Genomic DNA, 12,252 nt, shown 5'->3' with positions numbered 1-12,252 from the left:
TGGTTGAACCATCAAAACTGAACAAAACTTCGACTGTCAAACGTTTCATATATATTCCTTAGAAAGGAGGTGATCCAGCCGCACCTTCCGATACGGCTACCTTGTTACGACTTCACCCCAATCATCTGTCCCACCTTAGGCGGCTGGCTCCAAAAGGTTACCTCACCGACTTCGGGTGTTACAAACTCTCGTGGTGTGACGGGCGGTGTGTACAAGGCCCGGGAACGTATTCACCGCGGCATGCTGATCCGCGATTACTAGCGATTCCAGCTTCATGCAGGCGAGTTGCAGCCTGCAATCCGAACTGAGAACGGTTTTATGGGATTGGCTAAACCTCGCGGTCTCGCTGCCCTTTGTACCGTCCATTGTAGCACGTGTGTAGCCCAGGTCATAAGGGGCATGATGATTTGACGTCATCCCCACCTTCCTCCGGTTTGTCACCGGCAGTCATCTTAGAGTGCCCAACTGAATGCTGGCAACTAAGATCAAGGGTTGCGCTCGTTGCGGGACTTAACCCAACATCTCACGACACGAGCTGACGACAACCATGCACCACCTGTCACTCTGTCCCCCGAAGGGGAAAGCCCTATCTCTAGGGTTGTCAGAGGATGTCAAGACCTGGTAAGGTTCTTCGCGTTGCTTCGAATTAAACCACATGCTCCACCGCTTGTGCGGGCCCCCGTCAATTCCTTTGAGTTTCAGTCTTGCGACCGTACTCCCCAGGCGGAGTGCTTAATGCGTTAGCTGCAGCACTAAAGGGCGGAAACCCTCTAACACTTAGCACTCATCGTTTACGGCGTGGACTACCAGGGTATCTAATCCTGTTTGCTCCCCACGCTTTCGCGCCTCAGTGTCAGTTACAGACCAGAAAGTCGCCTTCGCCACTGGTGTTCCTCCAAATATCTACGCATTTCACCGCTACACTTGGAATTCCACTTTCCTCTTCTGCACTCAAGTTCCCCAGTTTCCAATGACCCTCCACGGTTGAGCCGTGGGCTTTCACATCAGACTTAAGAAACCACCTGCGCGCGCTTTACGCCCAATAATTCCGGACAACGCTTGCCACCTACGTATTACCGCGGCTGCTGGCACGTAGTTAGCCGTGGCTTTCTGGTTAGGTACCGTCAAGGCGCCGCCCTATTCGAACGGCACTTGTTCTTCCCTAACAACAGAGTTTTACGATCCGAAAACCTTCTTCACTCACGCGGCGTTGCTCCGTCAGACTTTCGTCCATTGCGGAAGATTCCCTACTGCTGCCTCCCGTAGGAGTCTGGGCCGTGTCTCAGTCCCAGTGTGGCCGATCACCCTCTCAGGTCGGCTACGCATCGTCGCCTTGGTGAGCCGTTACCTCACCAACTAGCTAATGCGCCGCGGGTCCATCTGTAAGTGGTAGCAAAAAGCCACCTTTCAACAGTTCCTCATGCGAGGAACTGAGTTATCCGGTATTAGCCCCGGTTTCCCGGAGTTATCCCAGTCTTACAGGCAGGTTACCCACGTGTTACTCACCCGTCCGCCGCTGATCTCAGGGAGCAAGCTCCCTTTGATCCGCTCGACTTGCATGTATTAGGCACGCCGCCAGCGTTCGTCCTGAGCCAGGATCAAACTCTCCGATAAAAGTTTGAATAGCTCTTTTTTGTAACGATATTCGTTACGGTAAATCTAGAATTAACGTTGACGTATTGTCTTGTTTTGTTCAGTTTTCAAGGTTCAAATGGTTAAATTGGAGCGGGTGATGGGAATCGAACCCACGACATCAGCTTGGAAGGCTGAGGTTTTACCATTAAACTACACCCGCATATATAATATGTATTGTGATGGTCGGGAAGACAGGATTCGAACCTGCGACCCCTTGGTCCCAAACCAAGTGCTCTACCAAGCTGAGCTACTTCCCGTTTCAGAAGCATTTAGTTCTTTTCATTCTTTCATACTCGCTTGTAGAAGAATTAGTGGCGCGCCCGAGAGGAGTCGAACCCCTAACCTTTTGATCCGTAGTCAAACGCTCTATCCAATTGAGCTACGGGCGCAGTATGTTAGATCCTTTTGGTGCGGCCGAGAGGACTTGAACCTCCACGGGGTTGCCCCCACTAGGCCCTCAACCTAGCGCGTCTGCCATTCCGCCACGACCGCGTTTAAAGCGACAAACACTATTATAACTAGGATTCACTGCTGTGTCAACAGTTTTTTAAAAATAATAATGCGGGTGAAGGGACTTGAACCCCCACGCCTTGCGGCGCCAGATCCTAAGTCTGGTGCGTCTGCCAATTCCGCCACACCCGCATGTAAATGAAAGATATTTTGCTGTCGCAAAAATCTTTGGTGAGCCATGAAGGACTCGAACCTTCGACCCTCTGATTAAAAGTCAGATGCTCTACCAACTGAGCTAATGGCTCATAATGGCTGGGCTAGCTGGATTCGAACCAACGCATGTCGCAGTCAAAGTGCGATGCCTTACCGCTTGGCTATAGCCCAATGCCTCGAAAAGTGACGAGGTTTATATAATAACATGTCCACCTCGTGGTCGTCAACCACTTTTCTAAAAAATATTCTGGCGGTCCGGACGGGACTCGAACCCGCGACCTCCTGCGTGACAGGCAGGCATTCTAACCAACTGAACTACCGGACCAAAGTTTTTTGCTTTAATAACTGTCATTAACTTGCGAGAGCGAAATAACTTACCTTAAATTGTTTCTGCGAAACAACCTCACCACAAAACGGTGCGTTTATCTCACATTCAATTTTGAAATAAAAATAAAAAAATGACCCGTACGGGATTCGAACCCGTGTTACCGCCGTGAAAGGGCGGTGTCTTAACCGCTTGACCAACGGGCCAGGATAATAAAATATAATGGCGGAGAAGGAGGGATTTGAACCCTCGCGCCAGTTGCCCGACCTACACCCTTAGCAGGGGCGCCTCTTCAGCCACTTGAGTACTTCTCCATAAAAATGGCTCCGCAGGCAGGATTCGAACCTGCGACCGATCGGTTAACAGCCGATAGCTCTACCACTGAGCTACTGCGGAACGTGAAGTATTCTAACGCTTTGTAAAATGTCTTATCGACTCTTTCGATTATAATGACTCAGCCGCTTCTTGTCAACTATTTTTCATAGAGTTTTTTAACTGTGTTATCCCTTTTTTCTTACCCTGTTTGGGTTGACCGGCAGCTAGGAACCCTGCTTTAGTTCTTCACGAAAAATAAGCTTCCCTTTACATCGTCCGCATACATATTTTTTTGTATCGATCCTTCTTTTCCTCTTGAATGTCAGATTGCATTTTGAACAGGAATAAATCAGTATTCTCCGGGCCCGTTTTGGGGTTGATAACGCGGTGCAGTGTCTAGGGGCCCCGACTTTATGAAGAAGATTTTTGAAGTCCGCGTCTCTATGCTTGTATCCCTTTCCTTCAATATGAAGGTGATAATGGCAGAGTTCATGTTTGATAATGCCAATCAATTCCGATACCCCATGTTCCTTCAAGTATTTCTCGTTAATATCTATATTGTGGCTCCCAAGCATGTACCTTCCGCCAGTCGTCCTGAGCCTGGGGTTGAAATAAGCTTTATGCTGAAATGGTTTATGAAAATATTGAAGTGAAATTTCTTCTACCAGGGTTTGCAGCTCTTCGTTTGTCATCCTCATTCTCCTTACCTTTACTCGTTTTCCAGCACAGGACAATCGTTTGAAGCATACACATAGATTATATAACATCCTGAAAGAATAGACACCGGCTGTCGTTTCAAGAATGTTTTCTGGAGATTGGAATAAGGAGGGTACCTTATGCCAAACTGGCTCGTTAATCAGATGAGGAAGGCATATCTTGAGAAGAATCGATATCAGATTAAACTTCTTAATCAATGCTGGAATTTTTATAGGAAGAAAAACTTCCCTCAACAATAATAATCGAAATGCCCAGGCCTCTCATTCGATAAGTCAGCCGGAAAGGCGTTTTTTGCCTTTTGGGTATGCTTGGCTTATGAACTCTAGCCTCTAGCCGCCGGAGCTCGACAAAAAGCTGACTTGATCGTTATCTTCAAGTCAGCTTTTATTTATTGAGCTTATTCTATTCAATTACTGAATCATCGTTAACGCAACTCTGCCCTTTTTCACATCGACACTGTCAACCCAAACGGTTACCACGTCTCCAACCGACACAACATCAAGCGGGTGTTTGACGAAGCCTTGTTTGAGCTTAGAGATATGGACGAGTCCATCCTGCTTCACGCCAACATCGATAAACGCACCAAAATCGACTACATTCCGGACGGTTCCTTGCAGTTCCATTCCTTCTTTTAGATCCTCCAGCTTCAATACATCTTTTTTCAGAAGTGGTTTAGGGAATTCGTCACGCGGATCTCTACCAGGGCGGATCAAGGCATCAATAATATCCTTCAGTGTTAACTTACCAATCCCCAGTTCTTCAGATACTTCCTCGAGGTTCAATTGATTGATTGCCTGCTTTAGATCATCACTTCCGATTGCTTCTTCACTGAATCCGGTTTTGGAAAGAAGCTTTTTTACATCTCCGTAGTTATCCGGATGAATGGGCGTCCGGTCAAGGAGTTCATTTCCTTCCATGATGCGAAGGAAGCCTATACTTTGTTCATATGTTTTGGCACCGAGTCTAGGGATTTTCTTTAATTGCGCCCTGGACTTGAATTTACCCTCTTCTTCTCTCTTTTTTACGATATTATTCGCTACCGTTTTTGAAAGGCCTGCCACATATTGCAGTAATGAAGAAGAAGCTGTATTCACGTTTACCCCTACTTGGTTAACGGCAGTCTCTACCACAAACGTCAATGACTCGTTCAATTTTTTCTGGGAGACATCGTGTTGGTATTGTCCTACACCTACAGATTTCGGATCGATTTTCACCAGTTCCGCAAGTGGATCCTGCAATCTTCTGGCAATGGATACAGCACTTCTTTCCTCTACCTGAAGAGAAGGAAACTCTTCTCTGGCTACGTCCGATGCGGAATATACACTTGCCCCTGCCTCATTCACGATCAGATAGAAGATTTCATTATCAATACTTTTCAGGACATCTGCCACGAATTGCTCCGTTTCCCTGGAAGCTGTACCGTTTCCAATTGCCACGACCTCTATCGAATGTTGATCGATCATCTTTTTCATCACTTCTTCTGAAGCAGCCTTTTGAGATTTAGGTGGATGCGGATAGATGACACTCACCTCAAGCATCTTGCCCGTTTCGTCGATCACGGCAAGCTTACATCCGGTCCTGTATGCAGGGTCTACTCCAAGAACCATTTTCCCTTTCATAGGTGGCTGCAGCAGCAGCTTTCTGAGATTTTCCGAGAAGATATGAATGGCTTGATTTTCGGCCTTATCTGTCAGCTCATTACGGATTTCCCTTTCTACAGAGGGCTGGATTAACCGCTTATAGCCATCCTCAATCGCTTCTTTCACCACAGTTACCACTGGAGAGTGTACATTTTTAATCACTTGTCTTTGTAAATAGTGAATAATGGAATCTCCATCCGGCTGGATATTCACTTTGATGATATCCTCTTTTTCCCCTCTATTCATCGCGAGCACACGGTGCGGGACGACTTTACTTACCGGCTCTCTGTACTCGTAGTACATCTCAAAGACGTTTTTCTCATCTTTCTCTTCATTTTTCACCTTCGTCTCTATAACACCCTTTCGGAAGGTTTGATTTCTTATGTATTCTCGAAAAGCCGCATCATCGGATATATACTCGGCTATGATGTCCTTTGCACCCGCAAGCGCTTCTTCTGCAGAAGACACTTCTTTTTCTTCAGATATATAGCGTGCCGCTTCCTTTTCCACATCTGCCGCTGCTGGAAAAGTCATGATCCACTCAGCTAATGGTTCCAACCCTTTTTCTTTGGCTACAGTTGCTTTCGTCCGTCGCTTTTGTTTATAAGGTCGATATAAGTCCTCTACCTTTTGCAATTTGTCAGCTTTTTTGATCGCTTGGGACAATTCATCTGTCAGTTTGCCTTGTTCATCTATCAGTCTGTGGACTTCTTCTTTTCTCTGTTCGAGATTTTGCAGGTAGTTCCATTGCTCCATTATATCTTTGATCTGGACTTCATCTAATGCTCCCGTTTGTTCCTTTCGATAACGGGCGATGAACGGTACGGTGTTACCTTCTTCTAATAATGAAATAACATTTTTTACGTTTTTAAGAGAGACATTTACTTTCTTTGCCACGATTTGCAGCAGATTTTCTTGATTCATCATTGTTACAGTCAATTTCACGACCTCCATCTAAAAGGGTTCTCCTTAAGTTTACCATATGAAAAGGCAAAAAAAGAAAGCTTACCCCAAGTCTAGAGCAAGCTTCCTACTATATATGTGGTATCATCAGCGGTTTCATCGACCAATGATTGAATATCATGCATGGTACTGTGCAAAGTCGGATATCTTTGAAGGACCGACTTAACACCTGAAATATTTAATCCATCTGAATGCAGCAGAAACCTCGAGTTAGATTCATACGTATAACGCTTAGTCTGATACTTTTGGGGTCTACCGGATAGGTAACCTGTCACCGGCAAAGGGTATGTAATCTTCCCTTCTGGTGAATACATGTAGAACCGGATATTTCCCACACAGCTGTATACGAATTCCTTTGAGTGGTAATACGCTTTAATAATGGCCACTGCAGCTCCACGTTTCCTTTGAAGCGCGTTATTGCAAAGGGCCATAAGGGTTTCCACATCTTCATGATGATTTTCTTCCACGATTTCCACTACTACATGCGATGATTCATATGCATATTTTCCGCTTCCCAAACCATCGGCTAAAACACAGACAAAGTAGTCATTCGTAGAGACGTAATAATAACTGTCTCCACAATATGGGTTTCCATTTTTTGAAACTTGTTCTGCATACAACTCAATTTCATTTTGTTGAAAATAACCCATTAATAATGACTCTCCGAATCAAAAGCCTCTTCCTGGATAGCTTCACGCAGTTTCTTTATAGCTCTGCGCTGCAAACGGGATACATGCATTTGTGAAATCCCAAGTTTTTCACCAGCTTCTTTCTGACTTAAGTTTTCCAGATACGTATATTGAATGATCGATTTCTCTCTATCCGAAAGAACGTGCAGCACTTTCTCAAGGACAAGGCGCTGATTTACTTTCTCAAACCCTTCATCCTGATTCCCTACAATATCCAATATGGTAACGGTACTTCCTTCAGAATCCGCTTCGATTGAGTGATCCACTGAGAGGGCTTGGTAACTTCTGCCCATTTCCATTGCTTCCAATACTTCTTCTTCACTTACTTCAAGATATTCAGCAATTTCATGAACTTGCGGAGAACGTTCTAATTTGTTTGTCAGCTCTTCTACAGTTGATTTAATCTTCGGGCCAAGCTCTTTGATTCTGCGAGGAACATGAACACTCCAAGTTTTATCACGAAGGAAACGCTTGATTTCCCCGATGATGGTCGGAATGGCAAATGCTTCAAAGGACCTTCCGAATGATTCGTCGTACCGTCGGATGGCTCCCAGTAAGCCTATCATCCCTACTTGGATGATATCCTCATGGAAAGACCTGCCTTTTGAGTACTTTCTGGCAATGGATTCCACAAGATTCTGGTAGTGCAGGATAAGCTGACTTTGAGCTTCATCATCCTGATGCTCCTGATAATTTTTGATCCATTGAAGAACTTTTTCTTTTTGATCCTGCTGATTAGGTTGAGATAGTTTTTTCATCCCTCTCCACCTGCTCTCCTGATAGGAATTTGGTCATAAAGACCGTCACTCCCTCTTTATGATGAACCTTCACGTCATCCATAAGGCTCTCAATAAGGTAAAGTCCTAACCCACCTTCTCTAAGGAATTCTACGGAATGGTCGGCATGATAAGGACCAACGGCACTTCGGATCGTTTTAAAATCAAAGCTCTCCCCGTGATCCGCTACCATTACCTCTAAACGGTCCTCATATAGAGCAAAACCCACAACCACTTCACCGTCATCACCTTTGTAGGCATGCTGAACAGCGTTCGTGATTGCTTCACTTGTTGCAATCTTCAGGTCCTCTATCGCATCATAATCAAAGCCCATACGACTGGATATCCCTGACAGCGTCAGACGAATAACCCCTACGTATTCAGGCTTTGCAGGAATTTTCATCTCGATGTAATCAAAAGCTTGCATCATTCAACTCCACCTTCTACCTTGGAATTTATATTCATAATATCCCCTAAACCTGTAATATCAAACAATCTTTGCAGACGATCAGATAAACCAACCAGTTTGAGCTGACCGCCGCGTGCGTTAATGGTCTTGAATAACCCTACAAAGACACCCAGTCCTGTACTGTCCATATAGGAAACCTCTGAAAGGTCTACAACGATATCTTTATCACTTTCAGCTTCGGCAGAAGGAAGAAGAGTTTCTTTAAGTTTAGGTGCTGTATATGCATCAATTTCTCCAGCTACTTTTACAAATAATTCGTTCTCTTTCTCTTGCATATCTATTGACAAGTTCATAAAACGACCACCTTTTTTTAAGAGCATTATAATAAAGTCTCTATTCGTTTACCCTATTGCGATGTAAGATAAACAAGTTTTAGGAAATTCTTTTTATAATAATAAGGGTGAAGTCATCTCGCAGTTCAAAGTCCTGCAGTTTCTCTAATTCTTTATAAACGTTGGTAACAATTTCATCCGAGGTCAAGTGCTTATGCTGGCTGATCAGCTCAACCAGATCTTCCCTTTCAATAAAGCCTTCCTCGGTGCGGCACTCCGTCACCCCATCAGAAAGGAGGATCATCATGTCTCCAACTTCCACACGTCTTTCATACTGTCTGTACTTCGCTTTCTTATCTACACCTAATAAAAGCCCTTTTGCATCCAGGTCCTCGAATTGGTCGGCATGGGCATTATAGAAGAAGCCGGGCTCATGACCGGCTGATGAATAAGAAAACAAGTGTTTACGAGAGTTATAGACACCATAAAACATTGTAATGAACATACTGGCATCCACGTTTTGTTCCACTACCCTGTTCAGGCTTTCCAAAACAGCATTGGGTTCATTGCGGTATTCAGGAAGGCTGTCCATGGCATATTTGATCATGGACATGCACAGTGCAGCGGGTATCCCTTTTCCGATGACGTCTGCAATGGCGACACTGACACTGTCGTTCTCATCCTGGACAAAGTGGTAATAGTCACCGTTCATCTTCTTGGCAGGGACACTGACAGCAGCGATATCCAAACCTTCCACTACCGGGATGCTTGTCCCGAGCAAGGTTTGCTGCATGTTGGAAGCAATATCAATTTCATTGTTTAATTCCTGCTGCTTGCTTCGCAGGCTTTGATGCTCGCGATAGGCAAAACCATATCCGATCATGACTTCCAGAAGAATATCGAAAGCATGAAGGACATGATGCGGAATATTAGGTTCCATTTCGAGCATGACACTTTTATGGAGACTGATGATCTCCTCAGGCGACACATGGTGCTCAATTGATTTCCGGCTGAATTTCTGCCCGAGATACAACGCCTTTTCATCTTGCTCATTCAGGTAATGCTCTATGATTTCTCTATATTTTGAATCCATCAATTCTCTAAAGTTCATGTAACTCCCCCTAGCGGAGCCATTTTGTTGCCCGAATATCTGTCCCTTCTCCAGGTGCAGATTCTACGTTGAATTCATCCATCAAACGCTTTACTCCAGGCAAACCCGCTCCTAAACCACCTGATGTGGAATATCCATCTTCCATCACTTTTCTTAAATCATTTATACCGGGCCCATCATCCAGTGCAATGATGCGAACGCCCTTCTTTCCACCGTCGAAAAGTTTTTCTATACATATCTGACCATGACCAGCATAAAGATAGATGTTTCGTGCTAATTCACTGATAGCAGTAGTGATTCGAGCCTGGTCGACAGTGCCAAACCCCAGCTCCTTCGCTACATTTCTTCCTAACTGGCGGGCAGCAACGATGTCCCATTCATTCGTGATCTTCACGCAGGATTGGCTATCCATTCACTAATCCCCCAGTTCCGTCTGTAATTTCTCTAAACCTTTTTCCAAGTCTAGAGCGGTTAGCACATCGTCCAACCTGATGCCGAGTTCAATCAGCGTAATCGCTACAGCAGGCTGGATACCTGTTATCACAACCTTAGCCCCCATTAATCGGGACATATTTATAACATCACCAAGTACCTTGGCGATGAAGGAATCAATAAAGTCGATCGATGTGATATCAATGACTACCCCTCTTGCACTTGTTTCATGGATCTTATGCAAAAGATCTTCTTGAAATTGAAGGGCTGTTTGATCATCAAGTTCCCATTGAATTGAAATTAACAAGCAATCATGCAATTTTAAAATCGGTATTCTCACTCTGATCCCTCCGCTGAAACAATTTTTCTATCCGTCATTTCAAGAGCCTTTTCAATGCCTTTTCTTAATGTGCTGTTCGTGCTGAATTGATTAAGGTCGATACCCAGGTTTACGATCGTTTGTGCGATTTCCGGTCTTATACCTACCAGCATGCATTTAGCTCCCACTAGACGGACCGCGTCTGCTGCCTGGATGATGTGGTGGGCAACCATCGTGTCCACTACAGGGACACCTGTAATATCAATCAGGACGACTTCCGCCCGATGCTTCACTACACCATTCAATAGATTTTCCATGATTAAACGGGCTCTTTCCGTATCGATGGTGCCGACGAGAGGCATCACTGAAATCTTCTCAAATACGGGAATCAGCGGCGCGGAAAGCTCCTGCAGGGCAATCTTTTGAAGGGATACCGTTCTTTCCCAAGATTCTGTATAAGCGCTGATTACTTTATTGTACATAGGCGTAACCCATTTATCGAATAGTTCAACCTGTTCCGCTTGGTTTTCATCGGAAATCAAATTTTCTTTCTTCATCGCTTCGTAAACCACTTTGGCAAATGTGCTCAATGCGGTGGTAACGAACGTCAGCGGCCAGCCGAATCGTACAACTTTTTCGGCGAAATCCTCCAGCCGAGATGAGAATTCTTTGGAATCCCTCAGATTGGACGCAATCATTTCTACAAACTCATGGCTTGTCTTGGTAAAAATTTGATCCGAAACTACTTGAAGGAACTTTTCATCCGCTTCTTCCTTCATCCGTTCCATCCAAATGTGCGTTAGATCTGATTTATTGCTCTGGATAAAATCCGTGATTTCAGTGAACATATAACTCTCCCCATTCTACCATAAGAAATTTACACCAACTGTATATACCAAAAGATGTAACGTATATTTAATTTAATCCGTTCTTATGCTTATATTTTTTCACATTTATTAATATAGTAACAAATAAATGGCCAAATTGAAAAAAACAATGCCTTTTCGGGTATTTTTCCCATGTTCCTTTTTATTATAAATTGTTAAGAGTTATTTGTCATAAAAATGACTATATTTACCTCAGGTTATATTCATCTCACTGGGATAGATATGGATAACCAGGTAAACCCGCCATTCATGTCTAGATGTCAGATATAAAAACAGAAGGCTTGCTGATCAATTTCATTTCTTGATCAGCAAGCCTTCGATTTCGTAGCTGTATTATCATTTATTGTTTTACCTAAAAACCACAAATTTGGGATGAAAATCAAAATTGGATTAAGCCGACGCTTATTTGGAGGGCGTCATCCACTTTTTCCATCATTTCATCATCCAAGTGTGTAATTTTATCTGTCAGACGTTGTTTATCAATCGTTCGAATTTGTTCAAGCAAGATAACAGAATCACGTTCAAAGCCATAACGTTTTGCATCAATTTCAACATGAGTAGGCAGTTTTGCTTTTTGAATTTGTGCGGTAATAGCAGCAACGATCACTGTGGGACTGAACCGATTCCCAATATCGTTTTGAATAACAAGTACCGGTCGAACTCCGCCTTGTTCTGAACCTACAACAGGAGAAAGATCCGCAAAATATACGTCACCACGCTTTACAATCAAAGGATTAACCTCCGCTTACTAAGCGTTCGACTGTATGTTCTGCCTCATATTCTGCTTGGATCGCTTCAGAAGCGATTGCAAGATTGATCTTAGCCATCTCCATATAGCCGCGTCTCATAGATTCACGTAGTTGTCGCTTTTTACGCTCTCGTAAATACATTTTGGTTGCACGATAAATAAACTCATTGCGATTCACATTCTCTTGATCTGCAAAGCCGTCTAGTTCTGTAACGAGCTGTTGCGGCAGACGAATTAAGATTTCTGTTGTTGCGCTGGACTCAGACACAAACTACACCTCCACCAATCACT

The 12,252-nt window shown here is 44.1% G+C and carries 13 protein-coding genes, 11 tRNA genes and 1 rRNA gene; 1 reads left to right on the top strand and 24 read right to left on the bottom strand.

The features are described from left to right. Window positions 1–62 precede the first annotated feature (62 nt). The 13 genes from HWX64_RS00885 to HWX64_RS00825 all read right to left on the bottom strand — a co-directional run bounded on the left by HWX64_RS00885 (window position 63) and on the right by HWX64_RS00825 (window position 3,630). Window positions 63–1,614: ribosomal RNA gene (locus HWX64_RS00885) — 16S ribosomal RNA — on the bottom strand. A gap of 107 nt (window positions 1,615–1,721) precedes the next feature. Next, window positions 1,722–1,795 (bottom strand) — tRNA-Gly (locus tag HWX64_RS00880). Window positions 1,796–1,815: 20 nt separating this feature from the next. After that, window positions 1,816–1,892, bottom strand: a tRNA-Pro gene (locus tag HWX64_RS00875). 55 nt (window positions 1,893–1,947) lie between these two features. After that, window positions 1,948–2,024 (bottom strand) — tRNA-Arg (locus HWX64_RS00870). Window positions 2,025–2,041: 17 nt separating this feature from the next. Continuing rightward, a tRNA-Leu gene (locus tag HWX64_RS00865) sits at window positions 2,042–2,127 on the bottom strand. A gap of 68 nt (window positions 2,128–2,195) precedes the next feature. Then, window positions 2,196–2,277, bottom strand: a tRNA-Leu gene (locus tag HWX64_RS00860). Window positions 2,278–2,314: 37 nt separating this feature from the next. Next, window positions 2,315–2,390 (bottom strand) — tRNA-Lys (locus HWX64_RS00855). 4 nt (window positions 2,391–2,394) lie between these two features. Beyond that, window positions 2,395–2,469: transfer RNA gene (locus HWX64_RS00850), tRNA-Gln, on the bottom strand. 77 nt (window positions 2,470–2,546) lie between these two features. Next, window positions 2,547–2,623 (bottom strand) — tRNA-Asp (locus HWX64_RS00845). Window positions 2,624–2,757: 134 nt separating this feature from the next. Further along, window positions 2,758–2,829: transfer RNA gene (locus HWX64_RS00840), tRNA-Glu, on the bottom strand. 17 nt (window positions 2,830–2,846) lie between these two features. Beyond that, window positions 2,847–2,937 (bottom strand) — tRNA-Ser (locus tag HWX64_RS00835). Between the two features lie 7 nt (window positions 2,938–2,944). Then, window positions 2,945–3,019, bottom strand: a tRNA-Asn gene (locus tag HWX64_RS00830). 143 nt (window positions 3,020–3,162) lie between these two features. Continuing rightward, a complete protein-coding gene (locus HWX64_RS00825; RefSeq protein ID WP_175986493.1) occupies window positions 3,163–3,630 on the bottom strand; it encodes a SprT family protein in 468 nt (155 codons plus the stop codon). A gap of 144 nt (window positions 3,631–3,774) precedes the next feature. Between HWX64_RS00825 and cmpA the strand changes: the two genes are divergently transcribed. After that, complete coding sequence (gene cmpA, locus HWX64_RS00820; protein WP_175986492.1) at window positions 3,775–3,894, top strand: cortex morphogenetic protein CmpA; 120 nt, start codon at window positions 3,775–3,777, stop codon at window positions 3,892–3,894. A gap of 171 nt (window positions 3,895–4,065) precedes the next feature. Here cmpA and HWX64_RS00815 read toward each other — a convergent pair whose 3' ends face one another. From HWX64_RS00815 to HWX64_RS00765, 11 genes are all read right to left on the bottom strand, one after another. Beyond that, the gene (locus HWX64_RS00815) at window positions 4,066–6,222 is read right to left on the bottom strand and encodes a Tex family protein (RefSeq protein ID WP_175989577.1); all 2,157 of its coding nucleotides are present in this window, start codon (window positions 6,220–6,222) and stop codon (window positions 4,066–4,068) included. A gap of 89 nt (window positions 6,223–6,311) precedes the next feature. Continuing rightward, the gene (locus tag HWX64_RS00810; RefSeq protein WP_175986490.1) at window positions 6,312–6,908 is read right to left on the bottom strand and encodes a PP2C family serine/threonine-protein phosphatase; all 597 of its coding nucleotides are present in this window, start codon (window positions 6,906–6,908) and stop codon (window positions 6,312–6,314) included. Continuing rightward, a complete protein-coding gene (gene sigB / locus HWX64_RS00805; protein ID WP_175986488.1) occupies window positions 6,908–7,705 on the bottom strand; it encodes an RNA polymerase sigma factor SigB in 798 nt (265 codons plus the stop codon). Before sigB ends, HWX64_RS00810 begins: the two co-directional genes overlap by 1 nt. Beyond that, window positions 7,683–8,150, bottom strand: a complete 468-nt coding sequence (gene rsbW, locus HWX64_RS00800; protein WP_303049475.1) for an anti-sigma B factor RsbW — start codon at window positions 8,148–8,150, stop codon at window positions 7,683–7,685. The genes sigB and rsbW overlap by 23 nt, the downstream gene beginning before the upstream one ends. Next, complete coding sequence (locus HWX64_RS00795; RefSeq protein WP_175986485.1) at window positions 8,150–8,485, bottom strand: anti-sigma factor antagonist; 336 nt, start codon at window positions 8,483–8,485, stop codon at window positions 8,150–8,152. Before HWX64_RS00795 ends, rsbW begins: the two co-directional genes overlap by 1 nt. Before the next feature lie 79 nt (window positions 8,486–8,564). Beyond that, window positions 8,565–9,575, bottom strand: a complete 1,011-nt coding sequence (locus tag HWX64_RS00790; protein WP_175986483.1) for a PP2C family protein-serine/threonine phosphatase — start codon at window positions 9,573–9,575, stop codon at window positions 8,565–8,567. A 10-nt stretch (window positions 9,576–9,585) separates the two neighbouring features. After that, the gene (locus HWX64_RS00785) at window positions 9,586–9,987 is read right to left on the bottom strand and encodes an anti-sigma regulatory factor (protein WP_175986482.1); all 402 of its coding nucleotides are present in this window, start codon (window positions 9,985–9,987) and stop codon (window positions 9,586–9,588) included. Window positions 9,988–9,990: 3 nt separating this feature from the next. Continuing rightward, the gene (locus HWX64_RS00780; protein ID WP_162266046.1) at window positions 9,991–10,353 is read right to left on the bottom strand and encodes an STAS domain-containing protein; all 363 of its coding nucleotides are present in this window, start codon (window positions 10,351–10,353) and stop codon (window positions 9,991–9,993) included. After that, entirely contained in the window at window positions 10,344–11,174 is an 831-nt protein-coding gene (locus HWX64_RS00775) for an RsbT co-antagonist protein RsbRA (RefSeq protein ID WP_175986480.1), read from the bottom strand. Before HWX64_RS00775 ends, HWX64_RS00780 begins: the two co-directional genes overlap by 10 nt. A gap of 418 nt (window positions 11,175–11,592) precedes the next feature. After that, entirely contained in the window at window positions 11,593–11,943 is a 351-nt protein-coding gene (ndoA, locus tag HWX64_RS00770; RefSeq protein WP_006838214.1) for a type II toxin-antitoxin system endoribonuclease NdoA, read from the bottom strand. Window positions 11,944–11,947: 4 nt separating this feature from the next. Next, on the bottom strand, window positions 11,948–12,229 hold the full coding sequence (locus tag HWX64_RS00765; RefSeq protein ID WP_032085355.1) for a CopG family ribbon-helix-helix protein: 282 nt from the start codon (window positions 12,227–12,229) through the stop codon (window positions 11,948–11,950). Between the last annotated feature and the right edge of the window lie 23 nt (window positions 12,230–12,252).

The sequence above is a fragment of the Bacillus sp. Marseille-Q1617 genome, assembly GCF_903645295.1.
Taxonomy (GTDB): domain Bacteria; phylum Bacillota; class Bacilli; order Bacillales; family Bacillaceae_B; genus Rossellomorea.
The sequence above is the reverse complement of the archived record's forward strand: the minus strand, read 5'-3'. Positions and strand labels throughout refer to the sequence as shown.